Origin of the sequence: Microbacterium sp. LWH13-1.2 (assembly GCF_038397735.1) — a bacterium.
Lineage (GTDB): Bacteria > Actinomycetota > Actinomycetes > Actinomycetales > Microbacteriaceae > Microbacterium.
The window spans coordinates 2,844,731-2,867,146 of sequence record NZ_CP151635.1; the positions used below are offsets into that span (position 1 = coordinate 2,844,731).

The 22,416-nt window shown below is 69.7% G+C and carries 22 protein-coding genes; 13 read left to right on the plus strand and 9 right to left on the minus strand.

Going from position 1 to position 22,416, the window contains the following annotated elements; translation table 11 throughout:
- Positions 1-47: 47 nt before the first annotated feature.
- Both MRBLWH13_RS13725 and MRBLWH13_RS13730 read right to left on the minus strand, forming a co-directional pair.
- On the minus strand, positions 48-872 hold the full coding sequence (locus tag MRBLWH13_RS13725; protein WP_341955508.1) for an SDR family NAD(P)-dependent oxidoreductase: 825 nt from the start codon (positions 870-872) through the stop codon (positions 48-50).
- Between the two features lie 4 nt (positions 873-876).
- Positions 877-1,437, minus strand: a complete 561-nt coding sequence (locus MRBLWH13_RS13730; protein WP_341955509.1) for an acyl-CoA thioesterase — start codon at positions 1,435-1,437, stop codon at positions 877-879.
- Positions 1,438-1,567: 130 nt separating this feature from the next.
- Here MRBLWH13_RS13730 and MRBLWH13_RS13735 point away from each other — a divergent pair, with 130 nt between their 5' ends.
- Positions 1,568-2,074 carry a GNAT family N-acetyltransferase gene (locus MRBLWH13_RS13735; RefSeq protein WP_056512657.1) on the plus strand — a complete coding sequence of 169 codons (507 nt, stop codon included), beginning with the start codon at positions 1,568-1,570 and terminating at the stop codon, positions 2,072-2,074.
- A gap of 112 nt (positions 2,075-2,186) precedes the next feature.
- Here MRBLWH13_RS13735 and MRBLWH13_RS13740 read toward each other — a convergent pair whose 3' ends face one another.
- Genes MRBLWH13_RS13740 through MRBLWH13_RS13750 form a run of 3 tightly spaced genes read right to left on the minus strand, consistent with a single transcriptional unit; the run spans position 2,187 to position 5,753 of the window.
- Entirely contained in the window at positions 2,187-4,001 is a 1,815-nt protein-coding gene (locus tag MRBLWH13_RS13740) for a cytochrome b/b6 domain-containing protein (RefSeq protein WP_341955510.1), read from the minus strand.
- A gap of 2 nt (positions 4,002-4,003) precedes the next feature.
- Entirely contained in the window at positions 4,004-4,975 is a 972-nt protein-coding gene (locus tag MRBLWH13_RS13745) for an electron transfer flavoprotein subunit alpha/FixB family protein (RefSeq protein WP_341955511.1), read from the minus strand.
- 1 nt (position 4,976) lies between these two features.
- A complete protein-coding gene (locus MRBLWH13_RS13750; protein ID WP_341955512.1) occupies positions 4,977-5,753 on the minus strand; it encodes an electron transfer flavoprotein subunit beta/FixA family protein in 777 nt (258 codons plus the stop codon).
- 130 nt (positions 5,754-5,883) lie between these two features.
- On the opposite strand from MRBLWH13_RS13750, the gene MRBLWH13_RS13755 reads away from it, so the two are divergent.
- The 3 genes from MRBLWH13_RS13755 to MRBLWH13_RS13765 are packed head-to-tail and all read left to right on the plus strand — an operon-like array spanning position 5,884 to position 7,332.
- The gene (locus MRBLWH13_RS13755; protein WP_341955513.1) at positions 5,884-6,420 is read left to right on the plus strand and encodes a MarR family transcriptional regulator; all 537 of its coding nucleotides are present in this window, start codon (positions 5,884-5,886) and stop codon (positions 6,418-6,420) included.
- Between the two features lies 1 nt (position 6,421).
- Entirely contained in the window at positions 6,422-6,892 is a 471-nt protein-coding gene (locus MRBLWH13_RS13760; RefSeq protein ID WP_341955514.1) for an SRPBCC family protein, read from the plus strand.
- The gene (locus MRBLWH13_RS13765; protein ID WP_341955515.1) at positions 6,889-7,332 is read left to right on the plus strand and encodes a YdeI/OmpD-associated family protein; all 444 of its coding nucleotides are present in this window, start codon (positions 6,889-6,891) and stop codon (positions 7,330-7,332) included. The genes MRBLWH13_RS13760 and MRBLWH13_RS13765 overlap by 4 nt, the downstream gene beginning before the upstream one ends.
- Before the next feature lie 127 nt (positions 7,333-7,459).
- Here the strand turns inward: MRBLWH13_RS13765 and MRBLWH13_RS13770 are convergent, their stop codons facing one another.
- From MRBLWH13_RS13770 to MRBLWH13_RS13785, 4 genes are read right to left on the minus strand one after another with little or no spacing between them, the layout of a single operon-like run.
- Positions 7,460-8,236, minus strand: a complete 777-nt coding sequence (locus tag MRBLWH13_RS13770) for an enoyl-CoA hydratase (RefSeq protein ID WP_341955516.1) — start codon at positions 8,234-8,236, stop codon at positions 7,460-7,462.
- 45 nt (positions 8,237-8,281) lie between these two features.
- On the minus strand, positions 8,282-9,184 hold the full coding sequence (gene mmsB / locus MRBLWH13_RS13775) for a 3-hydroxyisobutyrate dehydrogenase (RefSeq protein WP_341955517.1): 903 nt from the start codon (positions 9,182-9,184) through the stop codon (positions 8,282-8,284).
- Entirely contained in the window at positions 9,181-10,386 is a 1,206-nt protein-coding gene (locus MRBLWH13_RS13780) for an acyl-CoA dehydrogenase family protein (protein WP_341955518.1), read from the minus strand. The genes mmsB and MRBLWH13_RS13780 overlap by 4 nt, the downstream gene beginning before the upstream one ends.
- Before the next feature lie 29 nt (positions 10,387-10,415).
- The gene (locus MRBLWH13_RS13785; protein WP_341955519.1) at positions 10,416-11,918 is read right to left on the minus strand and encodes a CoA-acylating methylmalonate-semialdehyde dehydrogenase; all 1,503 of its coding nucleotides are present in this window, start codon (positions 11,916-11,918) and stop codon (positions 10,416-10,418) included.
- A gap of 267 nt (positions 11,919-12,185) precedes the next feature.
- Here MRBLWH13_RS13785 and MRBLWH13_RS13790 point away from each other — a divergent pair, with 267 nt between their 5' ends.
- From MRBLWH13_RS13790 to MRBLWH13_RS13830, 9 genes are all read left to right on the plus strand, one after another.
- Entirely contained in the window at positions 12,186-12,995 is an 810-nt protein-coding gene (locus MRBLWH13_RS13790) for an ATP-binding cassette domain-containing protein (protein ID WP_210095985.1), read from the plus strand.
- A 67-nt stretch (positions 12,996-13,062) separates the two neighbouring features.
- Complete coding sequence (locus tag MRBLWH13_RS13795; protein WP_341955520.1) at positions 13,063-14,142, plus strand: substrate-binding domain-containing protein; 1,080 nt, start codon at positions 13,063-13,065, stop codon at positions 14,140-14,142.
- Between the two features lie 40 nt (positions 14,143-14,182).
- Positions 14,183-15,193 (plus strand): ABC transporter permease, encoded by a 1,011-nt coding sequence (locus MRBLWH13_RS13800; RefSeq protein WP_341955521.1) that lies wholly within the window; start codon positions 14,183-14,185, stop codon positions 15,191-15,193.
- Positions 15,190-16,191: an ABC transporter permease gene (locus MRBLWH13_RS13805; protein WP_341955522.1), complete on the plus strand. Its 1,002-nt coding sequence runs from the start codon at positions 15,190-15,192 to the stop codon at positions 16,189-16,191. Before MRBLWH13_RS13800 ends, MRBLWH13_RS13805 begins: the two co-directional genes overlap by 4 nt.
- Positions 16,188-17,153 carry an aldo/keto reductase gene (locus tag MRBLWH13_RS13810; RefSeq protein ID WP_341955523.1) on the plus strand — a complete coding sequence of 322 codons (966 nt, stop codon included), beginning with the start codon at positions 16,188-16,190 and terminating at the stop codon, positions 17,151-17,153. The genes MRBLWH13_RS13805 and MRBLWH13_RS13810 overlap by 4 nt, the downstream gene beginning before the upstream one ends.
- Positions 17,146-18,285, plus strand: coding sequence for a ThuA domain-containing protein (locus tag MRBLWH13_RS13815; protein WP_341955524.1), 1,140 nt, complete (start codon positions 17,146-17,148; stop codon positions 18,283-18,285). Before MRBLWH13_RS13810 ends, MRBLWH13_RS13815 begins: the two co-directional genes overlap by 8 nt.
- Positions 18,278-19,279: a LacI family DNA-binding transcriptional regulator gene (locus MRBLWH13_RS13820; RefSeq protein WP_341955525.1), complete on the plus strand. Its 1,002-nt coding sequence runs from the start codon at positions 18,278-18,280 to the stop codon at positions 19,277-19,279. The genes MRBLWH13_RS13815 and MRBLWH13_RS13820 overlap by 8 nt, the downstream gene beginning before the upstream one ends.
- 46 nt (positions 19,280-19,325) lie before the next feature.
- Positions 19,326-21,410: a beta-galactosidase gene (locus MRBLWH13_RS13825; RefSeq protein ID WP_341955526.1), complete on the plus strand. Its 2,085-nt coding sequence runs from the start codon at positions 19,326-19,328 to the stop codon at positions 21,408-21,410.
- The gene (locus MRBLWH13_RS13830) at positions 21,410-22,375 is read left to right on the plus strand and encodes an aldo/keto reductase (protein ID WP_341955527.1); all 966 of its coding nucleotides are present in this window, start codon (positions 21,410-21,412) and stop codon (positions 22,373-22,375) included. Before MRBLWH13_RS13825 ends, MRBLWH13_RS13830 begins: the two co-directional genes overlap by 1 nt.
- The last annotated feature ends 41 nt before the right edge of the window (positions 22,376-22,416 follow it).

The following is a 22,416-nucleotide window of genomic DNA, read 5'->3' on the forward strand; positions in this document are numbered from 1 at the left end:
TCTCAGCCTAGGACTGAGAGGCGGGCCCGGCCTTGAGCGACGGGCGCTCAGCGCGCGGCGATCATCTCGTCGTACCCCGTGCGGAAGGTCGGATACTCCAGCTCACCGAGGAACTCCCGCAGCAGATGTCCATCGAGAACCGTCCCCCCGCCGACCTCCGGATCGACGTGCGGCGGCACCGCGACCCCGAGACGACCGGAGATGTGCGCGGCCACGTCTCCGAGCAGCACCGGCTCGGTGTCGACCGCGTGGATCAGCGGCGGTGCCGAGTCGGCCCGCAGCATGGCCTCCAGCAGGCGCACGAGATCGGTCTCGTGGATGCGGTTCGTGCGACGGGTGTGATCGATCGGCGCCCCCTCGAGCACCCGGCGGATCAGGAAGTCGCGCCCGGGTCCGTAGATGCCGGCGGGGCGCACGATGCGCGCACCGAACAGCTCCATCGCCAGGTGCTCCCCCTCGAGCAGGTCGCCGCCGCGCTCGCTCGACACGGCAGGAGTATCGCGCTCGGTCAGCGGGGTCTCACCGGGGCGCCCCTCGAACACCCGGGTCGACGACACGAAGACGACACGCGACGGCATCGCCGGCAGTGCATCCGCGAGCCCGCGGAGCGCCGGCGGATAGATCGAGTCGCCCTCGGTGCTCGGCGGCAGCGTGATCACGACGGAGTCGAAGTCAGGCAATGCGCGGTCGAGCGGCTGTGACAGATCGGCCTCGATGGTCGGGAACGGCAGGTCGCCCGCATGGCGGCGCATGGCAGTGACGGGCGCACCCTGCGCCTGCAGACGCTGCCCGAGCCGCACGCCGAGCTTGCCGCATCCGACCAGCAGGGTCGCCCCCGGCGTGCGCGTCTCGAGACCCCAGGGATCGTTCACGGCCTCAGCTCCACACGCTCGGCGCGGAGCTGCGCACGGGAGGAAGAGCGGATGCCGCGGCCCAGTCGTGCACCCACGGGTCGATCTCGGGCACGCCCTCCGGCTTGCCGACGGCGGCGAACAGCTCTTCGTTGCTCACCGTGCCGCCGGTGCGGCGCAGCATCCGCGAGCGCACGATCACCCGTGCGTAGATCTCGCCGCCGACGACGGCACGGTGCTCGAGGAACACGGCCTTGTCGTCGTGTCCGATGAACCGGGACTGCACCTCGAACCGCTGCCAGAGCTGCAGGGACTTGCGGAAGGTCACGGTCTCGCTCGACACCACGGCGTACCAGCCGTGCTCGTTCATCGCGTCGAACAGTCCCGTGCGGATCAGCAGGTCCCAGCGGCCGAGGTCGAACAGCGACAGGTATCGGCCGTTGTTCATGTGGCGCAGGATGTCGATGTCGGTGGGGAGCGTCGTCAGTCTGATGCTGCTGACGGAGGCGGCGTCGAGCGTCTTGCCTCGGCGCACTCGGCGGCGGGCGGAGAGGATAACGAGGAGAGTGCGCCAGATCACGTTCACGAGGACTGATCGTAGCCATCGACGAACGGATCGCGAACATCGTTGTGCGAACCCTCCATCGACATATCGGCGCTGTGGGAACGCTTCCGCTCGATTTCCTGATCGCGGAGGCCGCGCGTAGAGTCGCGATATGAGCGCCGAAGCCCAGCCCGAAGTCATCGTCCGTCCGGTCCGTGATGTGGATGCGGAAGCCCTGGGTCGCGTGCACGCGCAGTGCTGGCACGAGACCTACGACCACCTGATCAGCAAGGCCGCGCTCGAGAAGGTCTCGCCTCGGCGCATGGCCGAGCTGTGGACGCACTGGGCCTCTCAGGGCCCCGAGTTCACGATGCGCGCCGCCCTCGTCGACGGAGAGATCGTCGGCTTCGTCGGCTCCGGACCCGCGCGCGACAAGGATGCACCCGCGTTCCGCGAGCTGTACTTCATCTACCTGCTCGATGCGTACCACTCGACCGGCATCGGCCAGAAGCTGTTCGACGCCGCGGTCGAGAAGGACGAGTCCCTCTACCTCTGGGTCGCGGACGACAACCCCCGCGCCCACCGCTTCTATACGCGCAACGGTTTCGCGCTCGACGGCGCCAGCCACACCGAGCCGTTCCTCGGCGAGACGCTGACCGAGGTCCGCTTCGTCCGCTGAGCCCGGCGCCTCGTGAACCTCGTGTTCACGATTCCGCATGAACGGCCCCCTGCCTCAGGCAGGGGGCCGTTTCGCTGGGGCCGGGAGAGATCTGTGCTGAATCGCGAACGGGTCAGCGGCCCGATACGGTGCCGAAGAGCTTGGCGATCGGCGCGATCACGAGCGGACGCGCCGCCACCCAGCCGAGGGCGATGACCACGACGGATGCCACGAACACCCAGAATCCTGTCCAGCCGACGGCATCCGACGAGGCGTACATGTGGTTGAGGTTGCGCAGGAATCCGGTGAGGAACACCAGGGCGACATGCCCGATGATGAACACCACGAAGTAGATCATGACCGGGAAGTGCAGCGCGCGGGCCCACTCGATCGGGTACGCCCTCGACAGACGCTCGGCCTTCTTCGGCCACATGCCCGACATGCGGAAGCCGGTCGCGGCCGCGAGCGGTGCCGCGATGAACACGGTCACGAAGTAGGCGAGCTGCTGCAGGCTGTTGTAGTTCACCCAGCCGTGCTCGGTCGGCCAGTCGAACGAGACGTACTGCAGCGCGGCCGAGAGCGCGTTGGGAATGACCTCCCAGCTCGTCGGCACGATGCGCACCCAGTGCCCGGTCACGAACAGCAGCACCACGAAGATCACGCCGTTCACGAGCCACAGGATGTCGAGCGCCTGGTGGAACCAGATCGTCAGACTGACCTTGCCCTTGGGGTCGCCCCGAGGGGTCCAGAATGCGGTCGGGCGCTTCTCGTTGCGGATGCGGAGTCCCGACCGGATGATCAGCACCATCAGGAACACGTTGAAGAAGTGCGCCCAGTTGACCCACGGCGCGAAGCCGGGCTCGACCGCGATGGCGGGCGTGTACTCGCCGGGGAACGCCGCGAGGAAGTCCTGCATGAACGGGAAGCTCAGCAGCGCCCGCACGAACGCCACGGCTGCCGCGGCCAGGACGCCGAGGGCCGCAGCCCCGAGCAGTCCGGCGATCGCCTGCGTCCACGGAGGACGAGGACGAGCGGATGCCGGAGCGGCCGCGGTGATGCGCCGAGGCGCACTGCCGTTCCACACCGTGCGCGGGGCAGGCAGCGGGATCGAGGGATCACCGAGAGCGAAGGATGCGGATGCCGGGGCCACAGCTGTGGAGGCAGCGGGCGCGCGGGTGACATCGGCGGAGGGTGCAGGCGCAGCGGGGCCGGTTGCGAGGGCATCGGCAGCGGCGGACTCGGAAGCGTCCGTTGCCACGGCGATCACCGGGACGGTACCGGCCGGCGGCCACGGATCTCCGCCCGCGACTCGCGGCAGGCCGCGGCGCACGGATCCGGTCGACCCGAGCGCGGGTGACGCCGCCTGCGCGACGGCGGCGACCTCGGTGGCAGCAGCCACAGAGGTGGCAGCCGCGGCCTCGCCGATCGAGGAGGCTGACGCCGACGGGGACGACTCGTGCTCGACGACCGGCCCCGAATCGGCCAGAGCCTTGGACGAGGGCGGAGCCATGCTGTGTGTCATCGCTGCCACAGCGGCAGCGCCCGTCGCAGTGCCTGCGGGAGGCCACGCCTCACCGCCGCGGACGCGGGGCAGGCCACGGCGGAGCGATGCGCCGGTCGCCGCGGGAGCCGTGTCGTCTTCTCGCTGCACTGTGCTCTCGACGGCCGAGGACTCGATGGCCGGAGATGTGATGTCCGGAGACTCGAAGACCGGGGACTGAGCGGCCGGGGACTGAGCGACCGGGGACTGAGCGACCGGGGACTGAGCGACCGGGGACTGAGCGGCCGGGGACTCGATGCTCGCGTGCCCGACGACCGGATCGGCACCCGCCGGGGCGTCGGGCGAAGGCGACGCGCCGCTCTCCGCGCCATCGATCGCGACCCCGGGGGGCCACGGCTCACCACCGTGCACACGCGGCAGCCCGCGCCTCAGCTTCCGCGTCGCCATGTCTACTTCTTCCGCGCCTCGAGGGCCGCGATCACCTGCGGGACGACCGTGAACAGGTCTCCCACGATGCCGAAGTCGGCGACGTCGAAGATCGGCGCCTCGCCGTCCTTGTTGATCGCCACGATGTTCTTCGCGGTCTGCATGCCGGCCCGGTGCTGGATCGCCCCCGAGATTCCGAGTGCGATGTAGAGCTGCGGCGACACCGAGACACCCGTCTGCCCGACCTGGTGGGACTGCGGGATGTAGCCGGCGTCGACCGCGGCGCGCGATGCGCCGACGGCGGCGCCGAGAGCATCCGCCAGCTCCTCGACGAGCACGAACTTCTCTTTGGAGGCGAGACCTCGTCCGCCCGACACCACCCGGGTCGCTCCGCGCAGCTCGGGGCGCGACGAGGTGGCCTCGACGGCTTCGACCGCACCGACGGTCGCTCCCGCGGCACCGGATGCCGCGACGCTCAGTGCTTCGACGGTCGGCGAGGCCACGGCCTCTGCGCGCGCGTCGACGGCGCCCTGACGCACCGTGATGACCGCGGCACCATAGGTGGGCGCGGAATCGACGAGGTATGCGCCGCCGTAGACCGAGTGGTGAGCGACGACGCCCTCGTCATCGCGCGAGACGCCGACGGCGTCGACCGACAGCGCGAGCTTCGCGCGCACCGCGAGACGGCCGGCGACGTCGCGACCGGAGATGGAGTTCGAGATCAGCACGGCATCCGGGCGGACCTGCTCGAAAGCGGCCTGAAGCGCATCGACGATCGGCACCGTGAGGATCGTCGCATCGGCGTCGGCCGTGAGCACGACGGAGGCTCCGGCCTCGGCGACCTTCGCGGCGGCCTCCGCGGACCCGCCGACGACCAGCGCGACCGGCGCGCCGATGGTCGACGCCGCGCCGATCAGGGCGGCGGTGCTGCTGGCGGGGTTTCCGGCAGGGTCGAGGTCGACCAGGACGAGGATCGGGTTCTCGGGGTAGGTCATGTCACACCAGCCTGTTCTGCACGAGGTACTCCACCAGCTTCTCGGCGGCATCGCCCTCATCGACGATCTTCACACCCGCCGCGCGCGGCGGCTTCTCGGCGACCGACGTCATGATCGTGCGGGGAGCCGCAGCCGGGTCGGCAGAGACACCGAGGTCGTCGAGGGTCAGGACCTCGAGCGGCTTCTTCTTCGCCGCCATGATGCCCTTGAAGTTCGGGAAGCGCGCATCCGGCAGCGCCTCCGTGATCGAGATGACGGCGGGGAGGGATGCCGAGACCGGCTGCGCTCCGGCATCCGCCCCTCGGGTGCCCGAGATGCCCTCCGGCGTGATCTCGACGCTCGTGAGCGCGGTCGCCTGTGCCCAGCCGAGGTGCTCGGCGAGCATGGCGGCCATGACGCCGCCCGAGCCGTCGGTCGACAGATTGCCGGTGATGACGAGGTCGGGCTCGGCGCGGCGGATCGCCGCGGCGAGAACCTCGGCCGTCAGTCCGAGATCGGCTCCGGCGAGCTGCTCGTCGGCGATGTGCACGGCGGAGCCGGCTCCGATCGCGAGCGCCCGGCGCACCGATGCCGTCGAGCCGGCGGGGGCCATCGCGAGCGCGACCACCTCGGTGCCCTCGGTCTTGTCGGCGTGGCTCAGAGCGACCTCGAGGGCCCGCTCGGTGATCTCATCGAGAACCACATCGCCGGCGCCGCGGTCGGCGAGTCCGGTCTCGAGATCCAGCTTGCGATCGCCATAGGTGTCCGGGACCTCTTTGACCAGGACGAAGATCTTCATCGATTGCTCCTCACGACTGCGTCGATTCTAGCGCGTTGATACTGAGTCCCATCCGAGCAGCGACTGAGAACCAGGTGGCCGTCCCGCACCGCCTCCCCGCTCGTGCGAGCGGATGCCCTACCGTAGAACCGTGGTCCGACCCCGCCCTCTGCCCGTGGATCCGCTCGCCGAGGCGAAGCGGCAATGGCTCGCGCACGGGTGGACGGATGCCGCCGACGGGATGACGGTCGTCACCTCGGTGATGCGGGCCCAGCAGCTGCTGCTCGCCAGGGTGGATGCCGCGCTCAAGCCGTTCTCGCTCAGCTTCGCGCGCTACGAGATGCTGCGCCTGCTGGCGTTCAGCCGCTCGGGCCGCCTGCCGCTGTCGAGCGTCGTCGCGCGACTCCAGGTGCACGCGACGACCGTCACGAGCACCGCCGAGCGGCTCGTGCGCGACGGGCTGATCGTGCGCGAACCCCACCCGCACGACGGACGCGCAGCCCTGCTCGCGCTCACCGAGGCCGGTCGCCACCTCGTCGACCGTGCGACCGTCGCATTGAACGACGACGTCTTCGCCGACCCGGGCATCAGCAAGGCCGACGCCGCCGAGCTCGTCGCGATCGTGGCCCGCATGCGCAAGGCCGCCGGCGACTTCAGCGACCCGAAGCCGCAGCCGGACGCCCTCTGACATGGTCGAGTTCGTCCTCGAGCGCGTGATCTCGGCTGCTCCCGCCCACGTCTTCGCGATCGCCCTCGACCCCGGGCTGCACCTGCGGTCGATGGCACGGTACGGCGAGACGATGGTCGAGGCCCCGGCGGGCGGCGTGTTCAGCGAAGGGTCGACCGTGACGTGGAGGGCGCGGCACTTCGGCATCCCGTTCCGTCTGCGGTCGGTCGTGTACGACGTCGACCCACCGCGCGGGTTCCGCGACCGGCAGATCTCGGGCCCCTTCGGCTCCTTCTGGCACGAGCACGTGTTCGAGGAGCATGCGCAGGGCACGCTGATGCGCGACACGATCCGATTCCACTCGCCGTTCGGTCCGCTCGGCCGGCTGGTCGACCGCGTCGTGCTCGGCGCGTACATGCGCCGGCTGATCGAGGAGCGCAACGACCAGCTGGCGGTCGAGGCTGAGGGGCGCGGGCGTACACTGCCCGCATGAGCGAACTGCGCCTGCACACCGCCCTCGAAGGTCGGGGGCCCGCTGCAGCCCTCATCCTCACCGACGAGCAGGTCGCCTCGTTCGGTGCCGGCAAGGCCTTCCCCGTCGTCGTCACGATCGACGGACGCACGGCCCGCCTGCGCCTCGCCCGTATGGGCGGGCAGAACATGATCGGCTTCAGCAAGGCCGTGCGGGCCGATCTGGGGGTCGAGATCGACCAGGAGGTCGACGCGGTCATCCGGGTGGACACCGCCGAGCGCGAGGTCGAGATCCCGCCCGCGCTCGCGACGGCGCTCGCCGCCGACCCCGCGCTGCGTTCCGCCTTCGACGCCCTGTCGTACTCGGTGCGCAAGGAGCACGCCCGCACGGTCGCCGAGGCCAAGCAGGACGCGACCCGTGACCGCCGCGTCGAGAAGATCGTCGAAGCGCTGCGAGGCTGAACCGCCCGCCGCTCGTTCACAACTCAGCATCAACCGCTGTCGGGCATGCCGGATCGGCACCGGCGGGCCGATCCGGCCCCATCCATGCTGAGTTGTGAACCACGAAACCGCTCTGCTCTCGCGGAGCTCAGCGGTTCTGGAAGTCAGGCGCACGCTTCTCCCGGAAGGCCGACATGCCCTCCTTCTGGTCTTCGGTGTCGAACAGGGCAGCGAACGCCTTCTTCTCGTGCGCGAGCCCGTCGGCGAGGGTCGTCTCCATCGCGGCGTCGAGAGCGGCTTTGGCCGCGAACACCGACGGCAGTGACTTCGAGGCGATCGTCTCGGCGAGGGTCGATGCTTCATCGAGCAGATCGGATGCCGGAACGACGCGCGACACGAGTCCCGAGCGCTCCGCCTCTTCTGCTCCCATGAACCGACCGGACAGCACGAGCTCGGCTGCCTTGTAGTAGCCGACCGCACGGATCAGACGCTGCGTGCCGCCCATGCCCGGGATGACACCGAGGTTGATCTCCGGTTGACCGAACTTCGCGGTGTCGGCGGCGAGGATGATGTCGCACATCATCGCGAGCTCGCATCCTCCCCCGAGTGCGAAGCCCGAGACGGCGGCGATCACAGGAGTGCGCACTGCCGCGAACTCGTGCCAGACGCCGAAGTGATCGGTCTCGAGCATCTCGGCCGCCGACATGCCTTCCATCTCCTTGATGTCGGCACCGGCGGCGAACGCCTTCTCGGAACCGGTGACGACGATCGCACCGACACCGTCGTCGAGATCGAAGGCCACGGCCGCAGCGGTGACCTCTTCGGCGAGCTGACTGTTCAGGGCGTTCAACGCCTGCGGTCGGTTCAGGGTGATCCACCCGACGCGTCCGCGCTGCTCGACCAGGATCGTCTCGTACTCGGTCATCGTGAAGCCCTCTCGTCGTGGTCATCTCAGTATGTCGTGGGCGAATCACACGGCGTCGTCGCGGATGTCGGTGATGATGCCCGAGAAGTCCCTGTTCGCGCCGTCGCCCGAGGCGAACGCGGCGTAGAGCTGCTGGGCGAGACGCCCCATCTTCGCGTCGGTCGAGGTCTGTTCGATCGCCTGCAGCGCGAGACCCAGGTCCTTCGCCATGAGGGCACCGGCGAATCCGGGCTGGTAGTCGCGGTTCGCGGGGCTCGTCGGCACCAGTCCCGGCACCGGGCAGTTCGTCGTGATCGACCAGCACTGACCGGACGCCTGCGACACGACGTCGAACAGCGCCTGATGCTCGAGCCCGAGCCGCTCTCCGAGCACGAACGCCTCGGCGACGGCGATCTGCGAGACGGCCAGCACCATGTTGTTGCAGACCTTCGCCGCCTGCCCGAGGCCGGGGCCGCCGCAGTGCACGATCCGCTTTCCCATGATCTCGAGTACGGGGAGAGCTGCGGCGAAGTCCTCGTCGGAACCGCCGACCATGAAGGCGAGCGTGCCGTTCTCGGCGCCGACGACTCCGCCCGAGACCGGAGCATCGATGTTGCGGTGCCCCGCGGCGAGGGCGAGGGCGTGGGCCGCGCGGGCCTCGTCGACGGCGATCGTCGACGACTCGATGAACAGTGTGTCGGGCCGCGCGGCGGCGAGCAGCTCGGTGCGGTACGCGTCGATCACGTGCCTGCCCGCGGGGAACATCGTGATGACGACGTCGGCGTCGGCGACGGCATCCGCCCCGCTCGCTGCGACCGGGATGCCGGCGGCCTGCGCCGCCTCGACCGCAGCCGGCACCAGGTCGAACCCGTGCACCTCGTGCCCCGCCGCGACCAGGTTCTTCGCCATGGGCAGGCCCATGTGGCCGAGGCCGAGGAACGCGATGCGGGCCTTCGACGCCTCGGTCATGATGCACTCCGCATCCGGTCTCCGCCGCCCCGCTGGAGGGACGCCGAGCCTGCCGGTCGCAGCATCTCTCGACCGACGATCAGGCGCATGATCTCGTTGGTGCCCTCGAGGATCTGGTGCACACGAAGGTCACGGACGACCCGCTCGATGCCGTAGTCCTGCAGATATCCGTAGCCGCCGTGCAGCTGCAGCGCGCGGTTGGCGACGTCGAAGCCGGCATCCGTCGCGAAGCGCTTGGCCATCGCGCAGCGCATCGTGGCATCGGGGGCATGCTCGTCGACCGCCAGCGCCCCGTCGCGGACCATGAGACGCGCGGCCTGCAGGTCGGTGCGCATGTCGGCGATCGCGAAGAGGATCGACTGCTTCTCGGCCAGCGGCTCGCCGAACGCCACGCGCTCGTGCACGTACTGCACGGCACGGTCGAGTGCCCACTGGGCGCCGCCGAGCGAACAGGCGGCGATGTTGAGGCGACCGCCGTTGAGCGCCGACATCGCGATCGCGAAGCCGCGGCCCTCGTCGCCGAGCATGCCGGATGCCGGGACGCGGACGCCGTCGAGGATCACCTGACGGGTGGGCTGGGCGTGCCAGCCCATCTTCTTCTCGGGGGCGCCGAAGCTGAGCCCCTCGGCGTCTCCCGGCACGAGGAAGGCGCTGATGCCGCGGGCACCCGGCTCGCCGGTGCGCGCCATCACCACGTAGACCGCGGCCTCGCCGGCGCCCGAGATGAACTGCTTCACGCCCGTGAGCAGGTAGTCGTCTCCGTCGCGCACCGCACTCGTGGCGACGTTCGCGGCATCCGATCCGACGCCCGGCTCCGTCAGGCAGTACCCGCCGAACTCCTGCATCGCGGTGAGCTTCGGCAGCCATTCGCTGCGCTGCGCGTCGTCACCATAGGTGTCGATCATCCAGACGACCATGTTGTGGATCGAGATGTAGGCGGCGACCGCGGGGTCGCCCTTGGCGAGCTCCTCGAAGATCGCGACCGTGTCGGTGCGGCTGAGGCCCGAGCCTCCGAACTCCTCGCGCACGTAGATGCCGCCGAGGCCCAGTTCCCCGGCCTTGCCGAGCGACTCCCGGGGGAAGATGTGCTTCTCGTCGCGCTCGGTGGCGAACGGAGCGAGCTCGGTGTCGGCGAACTCGCGGACGGCGTCGAGGATGGCCTCGCGCTCTTCAGCGGTGGTGGTGACGGTGGTCATGGTCATCGTGGTTCCTTGTGGGAGGTTGCGGCGGATCAGTGCATGGTCGGGATGACGAAGCTGGCGCCCTCGCGGATCCCCGCGGACGGCCAGCGGCTCGTGACGGTCTTGGTCTTCGTGTAGAAGCGGAACGCGTCTGCGCCGTGCTGGTTGAGGTCTCCGAATCCGCTGCGCTTCCAGCCGCCGAACGTGTAATAGGCGATCGGCACGGGAATCGGCACATTGACACCGACCATGCCGACCTCGACCCGGGCGGCGAAGTCGCGGGCGGCGTCGCCGTCGCGCGTGAAGATCGCGACGCCGTTGCCGTACTCGTGCTCGGATGCCATGCGCAGCGCCTCTTCGTAGTCGGCGGCGCGCGCGATCACGAGCACGGGGCCGAAGATCTCCTCGCGGTAGATCGCCATGTCGGTCGTGACGTGGTCGAACAGCGTCGGTCCGAGATAGAAGCCCTGCTCGTGCCCCGGCACCGAGAAGCCTCGGCCGTCGGCGAGCAGCGTCGCCCCCTCGTCGACGCCCTGCTGGATGTAGCCCTCGACGCGCTCCACGGCCGCGCGGGTGACGAGGGGACCGTAGTCGACGTCGGCCGCGAGCGAGGGGCCGATGCGCAGCTGCGCCACCCGTTCGGTGAGCCTGGCGGCGAGAGCATCCGCGGTCTCCTGTCCGACCGGCACCGCGACCGAGATCGCCATGCAGCGCTCGCCCGCCGAGCCGTAGCCCGAGCCGATCAGCGCGTCGACGGCCTGGTCGAGGTCGGCGTCGGGCATCACGATCATGTGGTTCTTGGCACCGCCGAAGCACTGCGCCCGCTTGCCGTGCGCGGCCGCCGTCGAGTAGATGTACTCGGCGATCGGGGTCGATCCGACGAAGCCGACCGCCCGGATGCGGTCGTCTCTCAGCAGCGCATCGACCGCCTCTTTGTCGCCGTGCACGACGTTGAGGACGCCGGCGGGGAGGCCCGCCTCGAGGAACAGCTCGGCGATGCGCACGGGGACGGAGGGGTCGCGCTCACTGGGCTTGAGCACCACGGCGTTGCCCGCCGCGAGAGCAGGGCCCGCCTTCCAGAGCGGGATCATCGCGGGGAAGTTGAACGGGGTGATCGCGGCGACGACTCCGAGCGGCTGCCGCATCGAGTAGACGTCGATGCCCGCGCCGGCGCCCGTCGAGTACTCGCCCTTCAGCAGGTGCGGCGCGCCGGCTGCGAACTCGATGACCTCGAGGCCTCGCTGGATGTCGCCCTTCGCGTCGTCGACCGTCTTGCCGTGCTCGCTCGCGAGGAGCTCGGCGAGAGAGGTCATCTCGCGCTGCACCAGATCGAGGAACCGCAGCAGCACCCGAGCGCGCTTCTGCGGGTTGGTCGCCGCCCACTCGATCTGCGCGGCCTCGGCGTTCGCGATCACGCGGCCCACCTCTTCCGCCGAGGCGAGCGGAACCCGCGCCTGCACGGATCCGGTGCTCGGATCGAACACGTCGGCGAAGCGGCCGCCCTCGGGGGTGAGATGCGATCCGCCTACGAAATGGGGAATGGTACGAGTCATTGTGCGATGTCCCTTCGTGCCGTCGTTGGCACTATGAGAATGGTACTTCGGCATCCTGAGATTTACTAGGGCGTCCTTGTATATCCCCTTTCGGGTCGCACGAATGGCCCGATTCGGGGGCCATATCGGGTCAGGTGCGCGATTCGAACATGTCCCGGCGAGAAAAGTCCTTGCCCGATCCGAAGATCCGGTTGTAGAGTCTGAAACGTTTTAAACACCTGAAACGTTTAAAGTCGACGTTCCAGCCCTTCGACAATGAGGTTGATCATGGCACTCGCTGCTGACCAGGACCTGGTTCTCCACGCTCGCAACATCTCGCGCCGCTACGGCGCGGTCACGGCCCTCGCCGACGCTTCCCTCACCCTGCGCCGCGGAGAGGTCATGGGCCTCGTCGGCGACAACGGAGCCGGCAAGTCGACGCTGCTGAAGGTGCTCTCCGGAGCCGTGATCCCCGACGGCGGCACGATCGAGGTCGAGGGCGCGCCCGTGGACTTCCGCCGCCCGACCGACGCCCTCGCCGCCGGGATCGAGACGGTGTATCAGGATCTCGCGCTCGTCGACACGATGTCGGCCGTGCAGAACGTGTACCTCGGTCGTGAAGAGCTCTCGACCAACCCGTTCCTCAAGGCGCTGAACATCGTGAACGACCGCGGCATGCGCGCCAGGTCTCGCGAGGTGCTCGCCGAGCTCGGCGTCGGCATCCAGTCGGTCAACGTGTCGGTCAAGGGCATGTCGGGCGGACAGCGCCAGTGCCTCGCGATCGCCCGCGCACTGCTCTGGGGCCGCAGCATCGTGATCCTCGACGAACCCACCGCCGCCCTGGGCGTGCGTGAATCGCAGCAGGTGCTCGACCTGATCGGCCGCCTGCGCGAGCACGGCGTGAGCGTAATCCTCGTCAGCCACAACATGCAGCAGCTGCACACGGTGGCCGACCGCGTGACGGTGATGCGCCTCGGCCGCTCGGTCGCCGTGCGCGACATCGCCGACGTCACCGCGCAGGACATCGTCGGCCTGATCACCGGGGCGATCCCGGCAGACGTCCCCACCCCGGAAGACACCGAGACCCTCGTCAGCTGACGACGACCAGACTTCACCACCCGAACACCGCACCACCCGAACACACCCACTCAAGAGGAGCACTGCAATGACGCATCACTCACCCCGCACCGCCCTGCGCCTTCTCGGCGCCGGCGTGGCACTCGTCGCCGGAATCTCGATGGTCGGTTGCGCCGATCAGCCCGCGGGCGGCTCCGCAGGCGGCGACGACACCTTCACCCTCGGGTTCGCCGTCGGCGGCCAGGCCGACGCCGATTGGCAGGACTACCAGGGCGACGTCGCCCAGGCCCTGGCCGAGCAGCGCGGCTGGAAGTACGTCGAACTCAGCAACGACGGCGACGAGGCCACGGCCGTCAAGAACGCCGACCTCTTCGTGCAGCAGGGCGTCGACGCCGTGATGATGTTCAACGGCCGCCCCGAGGCGAACCCCGTCATCGCGAAGAAGTACAAGGATGCCGACATCCCCGTCATCACGTTCGACATCGCCCAGGAGGGCTGGTACTTCGTCGGCATCGACAACGCCGCGGCAGGCACCGAGGGCGGTACGGCTCTCGGCGAGCTCGCCAAGAGCGAGTGGGACTGCGATGTCGACCTCGTGATCTCGGCACAGGGCACCGCGGCCGGACAGATCGACACCTGGCGCACCGGCAACGCCGCGACCGCCGTCGGCGAGGTCTGCCCCGACATCCCCGAAGACGCATACGTCGCGTACGAGGCCGACGGCAACCTCACCACCTCGCTGCAGAACGCGCCCGGCGTCTTCGCCGCGCACCCGGATGCCGAGAACATCCTCGTCGTCGGACTCAACGACCAGGCGGTCGTCGGCGCCCTGCAGGCGGCGACGCAGCTCGGTCGCGACGCGCACATCATGGGCTGGGGTCAGGACGGCGGCCTGATCACGGGCGACAACGTCGACCCGAACCTCGCCGGCAGCGTCATGTACTTCCTCGAGGGGTACGCGGCCTACGCGTTCGAGATCGCGGATGCCATCGCCGCCGGCGACCCGCCCGCCGTCAAGGACTCCGGCGATGACGCGGCCGTGAGCGTGCAGCCGTGCGCCGTCACCCAGGAGCAGGCCGCGGCCATCCCCGGTATCGAGGAGCGCGTCGCCGCGATCTCCGAGGCCGACGAGGGCACCACGCTCTACGACCTCTACTGCAAGAACTAACCGTTCCTCCCGGATCGGTCTCGAGAAGAACGAGACTCTCATGACGACTCCCACCCTCACGGCCGATCCGGCCGCCCCGCGTCCGAGCGTGCGCACATCGCGCTCGGACGCGGGGAGCCGCACCACGCTGCGGGATGCCCTGAGCATCGCCGCCGTGTGGTTCCTCCTCGCGGCGGCGACCACGATCGTCCGCCCCGACTTCCTGTCGAGCCAGTCGCTGCTGGCGATCACGTTCACGATGGCGATCTCGGGCGTGCTCTCGGTCGCCCAGGGCATCGTCGTCATCGGCGGCGGCCTGCTCGACCTCAGCCTCCCGGTCTCGCTGGTGGTCAGCGCCTGGGCGACAGTGACCCTGCTCGCCGCCGGTGTGCCCGACCTCCTCGCGGTGGTCGCCGGCATCGTCGCTGGTGCCGCGTGGGGCCTGCTGAACGGTCTGATCATCGTCTTCGGCAAGCTGAACCCCATCATCGTGACGCTCGCCACCGGCTTCGGCGGCCTCGCGATCATGATGATCGGGTTCAAGTCGGCGCAGATCCCCTCGGGGCCCGCGCTCCGGGCCTTCGGCCTGGGGCAGTTCCTCGGGCTCCCCAACATCTTCTGGCCCATGCTCGCGATCGTCGTGCTCGCCGGTCTCGCGATCGCGTGGACCCGCTGGGGTCGGCGGCTCACCGCGGTCGGCGGCAACCCGCAGGCCGCCCGCGCTCGTGGTGTCTCGCTGCGTCGCGTCCGCCTGGCCACGTTCTCGGGCGCCGGCGCGGTCGCGGGACTCGCCGGGGTGCTGTTCGCCTCGGTGACGCCGAGCTTCACGCCCAACGCCGGAGCGAGCTACCAGCTGATCGTGATCGCCGCGGTGATCCTCGCGGGCATCAGCCTCTCCGGCGGCAAGGGCAACTTCCTCGTGCTGCTGCTCAGCGTCGGATTCCTCTCGACCATCCCGGTGTCGATCGCCTTCTTCGGACTCCCGCCGGCATTCGCGCTGATCTTCCAGGGCGCTCTCCTCATCATCGCCGTCGGCATCGACGGCTTCCGCATCAAGAGAGGTGCACGATGACCACGGCATTCGCCCCGGCATCCGACGTCGAGTCGCCCCGGGCTCTCCCCCAGCTGCTCTCGTATCTCAAGGGCCCCGTCGGCAGCATCGGCCTGATGCTCGCTGCCGTCATCATCATCGGTGCGATCGCGGTCGGGCCCGCGTTCTTCTCGGTCTCGAACGTGCGCATCGTCGGCGTCGCGGTCGCGATCCCCCTCATCGTCGGCGTGCTCGCGTCGTTCGCGCTGCTCGCCGGTGTGGTCGACCTGTCGATCGGATCGATGGTCGGCTTCGGCGCCGTCGCGTTCAACCAGCTCGTCGCGTCGGGGATCGATCCGTGGATGGCCGCGGGGGTCACCGTCCTGCTCGGCGTCGTCGTCGGCTCGATCAACGCGTTCGTGATCGTGGGTCTCGGCGCCGAACCGCTCGCCGTCACCCTGGGCATGCTGACGCTGCTGCGGGGCGTGTGCCAGGCGATCGTCGTGCAGGCTCCGCCGACCACGCTCATCGAACCGCTCTACGACGTCACCCAGGGCACCACGTTCGGCATCCCGACCCTGCTGCTGATCGGCGTCGGCCTGACGCTCGTCGCGGCGGGCGTGGTCTCGAAGACCCGGGTCGGACGCAAGATCCAGGCCGTCGGCGGCGACCCTCGGGCCGCCCAGCGCGCCGGCATCTCGGTCGTGAAGGTGCGCACGGTCGCGCTCATCGTGAGCGCAGTGGGAGCCGCGATCGGTGGCATCTTCTACGTGGGGCAGCTCGGCTCGGCATCCAACATCCTCGGCACCGGACTGGAGTTCCAGATCTACGCGGCGCTGATGATCGGCGGATACTCGATCACCCGCGGCGGCGTCGGCAACCCGATCGGCGCGCTTCTGGGCCTGCTGGTCGTGGCCGGCATCACGAACATCCTGAACGTGAGCTTCATCGACCCCGACTACCTCGACCTCATCGTGGCGGTGATCCTGCTGGCCGCCGTGCTGGTCGACCGCTTCCGCGGAGGGGACGCCTTCGAATGAGCACCGACCATCCGCTCACGCTCGAGCGCAAGATCCTGGGCCGCACCGGGCTCGCCGTCTCGCCGATCTGCATCGGCACCGCGGCGTGGGGAGTCTCGTCCCCCGTGCACGGCCTGACGGTGCCGGAGGAGGATGCGGTGCAGCTGACGCTGGCTGCATTCGAGAGCCCCGTCACCTTCATCGACACCTCGAACAACTACGGCGACGGCGAGAGCGAGCGGCGGATCGGTCTGGCGGTTCGTCGGGCGGGAGGCGTACCGGAAGGTTTCGTGATCCAGACGAAGCTCGACCGCGACCCCGAGAGCGACTCGTTCGACCCCGACCGCATGCGGCGTTCGCTCGACGAGAGCCTCGAGCGGCTCGGCATCGACCGGGTGCCGATCCTGCACCTGCACGACCCCGAGCACATCGGCTTCGACGCGGCGATGGCACCGGGCGGCCCCGTCGAGATGCTGCAATCACTGCGTGATGAGGGATACGCCGACTTCATCGGGATCTCGGGAGGGCCGGCGCGGATGCTCACGCGATTCGTCGAGACGGACGTCTTCGACGTGCTGATCACGCACAACCGGGCCACACTGGTCGACCGCACGGCGGATGCCCTGCTCGACGCCGCCGCCGCGGCGGACATCGGCGTGGTGAACGCGGCGATCTACGGAGGCGGGATCCTCGCGAGCTGGCCCCGCACGTCCGATCGCTATCACTACGCCCCCGCGTCGACCGAGATGCTCGCAGCGATCGACGCGATGGGCGCGGCGTGCGAACGCCACGGAGTGCCCCTGATCGTGGCGGCGCTGCAGAGCTCGCTGCGCGATCCGCGCATCCACTCCACCGTGTGCGGGCTGGTCACACCGCAGCAGCTCGACGAGACTGTGCGCATGGCCGAGACCGTCATCCCCGACGCACTCTGGGAGGAGCTCGACGCGCTCCGCCCCTCACGGGAATCGTGGATCGATGACTGACCGCCCCGCCCTGCTCGTCACCGGCGTCGGCGCGCACGCCGACCCCTGGCACGGTCTGGCCGCGACCGGCGAGGCGCTCGCGGCGGTGCTCGTCGAGCGGATGCCGGTGCGCCGCCTCGACACCGACGACGTGGCCGATGGAGCGACTCTGACGGACGCCGCGCTGCTCGTCGTGAACATCAGCGCCGATCTGGGCGTGGATGCCGCTGCGGCGAGCGCCGTGCTCGATCCTCTGCTCGACGCCGTGGCCTCGGGCATCCCGCTGCTCGCGGTGCACTCCTCGTCTCTCGCCTTCCGTGACGATCCCCGCTGGGCCGAGCTGCTGGGTGGGCGATGGGTGCCGGGGGTGACGATGCATCCGCAGATCGGCTGGAGCGTGGTGCAGCCGTCCGCTCCGCTCCCCCCGTTCCGGGTCTACGACGAGCGGTACTCGCACCTCGAGGTCGGCGACGGTTCCGCGGTGCGGGCGATCCACACCGACGACGGCATCACCCACGCTCTCGCCTGGTCACGCCACGGCGCTGACGGACACGGCGGCGTCGCGTACTCGGCACTCGGCCACGGCGTCGAGGCCTATCGGGCCGACGGCACGCGCGCGCTGCTCCATGCGCTGGTCGACGAACTGGTCGGTACCGACCATGCGCTGGACCCGGCCCCGTCGGCGATCCCGCCGGAGCGGGCGTTCGAGGCCGCCGCGCTCGATTACGAACTCATCGCGATCGCACCGCACGGCGGCGATGTCGGAGTGGCCGGCTTCGCTGATCACTTCGACGACGGTGAGCTGCTGGCATCCGGCTACCTCCTGCTCGAGCGCCTGCGCGACGGCGGTGCCGCCCTGCACAGCCACGGCCGCGAGGTCGGTCGGCTCGCGTCCGTCGACGTCGGTCTGCGTGTCGACCTGCCCGGAGCCGCGATCGACGGACGGATGCTGCGTTCCGCCGACGCGGGGATCGCACTGGTCGCCGAACACGGGCGTTGGCAGGGCGGCGGCGACGGATCTGCCATCCTGCTCGGAGACGACTGGCGCGTCGTCGTGGTCCACGGCCCGGCGCGCGTCAAGCTCGATAATCGCGTCCGACTGCTCGACGACCTGCGGGCTCTGACTCGGACGCAGGAGGAGCGGCATGCCTGACATCGGCCTCCGAGACGTCGCCGAGCGCGCCGGGGTCTCGATCGGAACCGTCTCGAACGCGCTGAACCGCCCGGAGCTCGTCTCCGAGTCCGCGGCCGCCCGCGTCGCCGAGGCCGTCGACGAGCTCGGCTACGTGCCCAACATCGCCGCCCGACAGCTCAAGGCGGGTCGCAGCGATGCGATCGGGTTCTCGGTGATCAACATCACCAACCCGTTCTTCGCCGACCTCGCGTTCGGCGCCGAGGAGCAGGCGCTGACCGCCGGCTACTCCGTGCTCGTGGGCAACGGCTTCGACTCGGCCGAGCGCGAGTCGCGCTACCTCGACCTGTTCGAGCGGCAGCGCGTCGACGGCGTGCTCATCGCCCCGGTCGAGTACCACGAGGAGTACCTGCAGCGCTTCCGCCGCAGAGGGGTGCCCGTCGTGCTCGTCGACCAGCGGCATCCACGCGGCGAGTTCTCCTCCGTGTCGGTCGACAACCGGCTCGGCGGACGCATCGCGGCTCAGGCGCTCCTCGACGGCGGATGCCGACACCTGGCGTTCATCGGCGGACCGAAGTCGCGCGAGCAGATGAACGAGCGTCTCACCGGACTGCACGAGGTGGCGGATGCCGCAGGTGTGCGCACCACGCTCATCGAGACGACCACGCTGAACACCGGACTCGGCCGTGAGATCGGCGAGCAGATCGCCGATCTGCCCGCAGCGGACCGCCCCGACGGGATCTTCGCCGGTAACGACCACCTCGCCCTCGGCCTGCTGCAGGGGCTCGTCGGGCGGGGCCTGCGCGTGCCCGAGGACATCTCGCTGGTCGGCTACGACGACATCGAGTTCGCCGGCGCCGCGGTCGTGCCCCTGACCTCGGTGCGCCAACCCGCCCGAGAGATGGGCGCGCGGGCCATCGAGCTGCTCATGCACCACCTCGCAGGCTCCGACGATCCGATCGAGGCGCGCTTCGTGCCCGAGCTCGTGGTTCGGGCCTCGACCCGCTCCCACTGACCTTCCCCACCCATCCGGTCCTCGCGACCACCGACCCAGGAGATCCATGCATTACGGCGCCGACTACAACCCCGAGCAGTGGCCACGAGAGGTGTGGCCCGAAGACGTGCGGCTCATGCGCGAAGCGGGTGTGACGCTCGTGAGCCTCGGGATCTTCTCGTGGTCGCGGATCCAGCCCGCCGAGGGCGAGTTCGACTGGGAATGGCTCGACGAGATCATCGGGCTGCTGCACGAGGGCGGCATCCAGGTCGACCTCGCCACCGCCACCGCATCCCCACCACCCTGGGCCTCCGCCGCGTACCCCGAGATGCTGCCGCAGGATGCCGACGGATCGACCTTCTGGCCCGGCAGCCGCCAGGCGTACGCGCCCGCTTCGCCCGTCTACCGTCGCCTCGCGTCGGAGCTCGTCACCGCCCTCGCGGAGCGCTACGCGCAGCATCCGGCCGTCGTGCTCTGGCACGTCAACAACGAGTACGGATGCCACCTGCACTACGACTACTCCGACGCGGCGCGCGACGCGTTCCGCGTGTGGCTCGAGCGCAGGTACGCGACGATCGACGCCCTCAACCACGCCTGGGGCACGGACTTCTGGTCGCAGCGCTACACCGCGTTCGACCAGATCGTGCCGCCGCGCAAGGCGCCGTACAGCATCAACCCCACCAGCGTGCTCGACTTCAAGCGGTTCACCTCCGACACCCTGCTCGAGCTGTACGTGATGGAGCGCGACATCATCCGCGCCTCCGGGGCGACGCAGCCGATCACCACGAACTTCATGGGGGCGTTCCCGCCGGCCGACTACTGGAAGTGGGCGGATGAGGTCGACGTCATCTGCGACGACAACTACCCCGACCCCAACGACCCCGAGTCGTTCCGCGGCGCGGCGTTCGCACGCGAGCTCATGCGCGGGCTCAAGCCGGGTGTGCCGTGGCTCCTCACCGAGCAGTCGACGAACGCGCTGAACTGGCGCCCGACCAACGCGCCGAAAGCGCCGGGTCAGATGGCGGCGATCAGCGCCCAGGCGGTCGGGCGCGGTGCCGACGGCATCATGTTCTTCCAGTGGCGCCAGTCCCGCCGCGGCAGCGAGAAGTTCCACTCGGCGATGGTGCCGCAGGCCGGGCTCGACACACGTACGTGGCGGGAGGTCACAGACCTCGGCGGTCAGCTCGCGCAGCTGCCCGACCTGCCGGATGTCGCCTCGGGGGCGAAGATCGCCCTCGTGTTCGACTGGGAGAACTGGTGGGCCATCGACGGCCGCGACCACCCGATCGTGCTCGACTACCTCACGCTCTCGCACCGCTGGCACGCGGCTCTGCACCGCCAGAACCTGGCCGTCGACATCGTGAACACGACCAGTGACCTGAGTGCGTACTCGCTCGTCGTGGCGCCCCAGCAGTACCTCCTCGGCGACGAGGGCGCGGCCAACCTGACCTCGTATGTGCGCCACGGCGGCACCCTCTTCGTCTCGGCGTTCAGCGACGTGGTCGACCAGGACGACGCCTTCCGCGAGGGCGGTTTCATCGTCTCGCTGCGGGATGCTCTCGGTGTGGCCCTCGAGGACTTCGGAGCGATGGTGCCGCCCGAGTCCGTGCGCTCGGCCGACTCGGCCGGCGAGGTCGCCCTGCACGCGGTGCCCGACGGGCCCGGTCAGTCGGAGGCCCCGCTCGACGGGCCCGCCGGCCGGATCATCGGCCAGTACTTCGCCGAGGAGCTGCTCGTGCAGGATGCCGAGGTGCTCGGCCGCTTCACCGAGGGCCGCACCGAGGGCCGGGCGGCGTTCACCCGCAAGGACTTCGGCGCAGGTCACGGCTACTATCTCGCGACGATCCCCGACGACGACGGCATGGCCGCGGTGCTGGGCTGGCTCGCGGCCGAGGCCGGGGTCACCGCCGAGATCGAAGGACTTCCCGAGCACGTCGAGATCGCCCGCCGCGGCGGCATCCTCACCGTCATCAACCACAGCGCCGAGCCGTTCGCGGTCGAGGTGGCCGGTACCGATGTGCTCACCGGCTCGACCGACGCGCGCCGCGAGCTCGGGGCGTACGGATGGGTGTTCGTCGACACGAGCGACTCGCCGTCGTCGGTTTCGCAGAACTCGCAGGACTCGCAGGACTCGCAGAAGGAGAACAGCTGATGCACTACACACGTCTCGGACGAGCAGGCGCCCGCGTGAGCCGCCTGGCCCTCGGCACCATGAACTTCGGCCCTGTGATCGATGAGGAGGCCTCGCGCGCCATCCTGGATCGCGCGGTGGAGGCGGGAATCGACTTCATCGACACCGCCGACGTCTACGGCGGCGGCCGGTGGGGCGACCACCCCGGGCAGTCGGAGGAGATCCTCGGACGCTGGATGCGCGACCGCGGCAACCGCGACGACCTGATCGTCGCGACCAAGGTGTTCGGCGTGATGGGTCCCCGATCGAACGACCGAGGGCTGTCGGCGGTGCACATCCGCGCCTCGGTCGACGCGTCGCTGCGACGACTCGGCACCGACCACATCGACCTGTACCAGATGCACCACATCGACCGCGATGTGCCGCTCGACGAGACGCTCAGCGCCTTCGCGACGCTGCGCGAGCAGGGCAAGATCACCTACCTCGGCAGCTCGAACTTCGCCGGCTGGCACCTCGCGCGCGTGCACGAGGTCGCCGCGGCATCCGGCTATCCGGCCCCGGTGACGGAGCAGTCGCTGTACAACCTCACCGAACGCACCGTCGAGCTGGAGGTCGTGCCCGCCGCGGAGCAGTACGGCATGGGGCTGCTGCCCTGGTCTCCGCTCGCCAGCGGGCAGCTCGGAGGAGTGCTGCAGAAGACCGACCGCTCGCGGTCGAGCCTCGACGCCCTCGGAGACCGGCGCCCCGCGATCGAGCGCTACGAGGAGTTCTGCGCCGAGCTCGGCATCCGCCCCGGTGTCGTCGCGATCGCCTGGCTGCTGCACCAGCCGGCGGTGACCGCCCCGGTGATCGGTCCGCGCACGATCGACCAGCTCGACTCGGCCGTCGAGGCGCTCGACGTGACGCTCGATGCCGAGACGCTCGCCGAGCTCGACCGCATCTGGCCCGGTCCCGGCGGCACCGCCCCCGAGGCCTACGCCTGGTAGCGAGCGCACACGGAGACCGGATGCCGGGGACATCGCCCCGG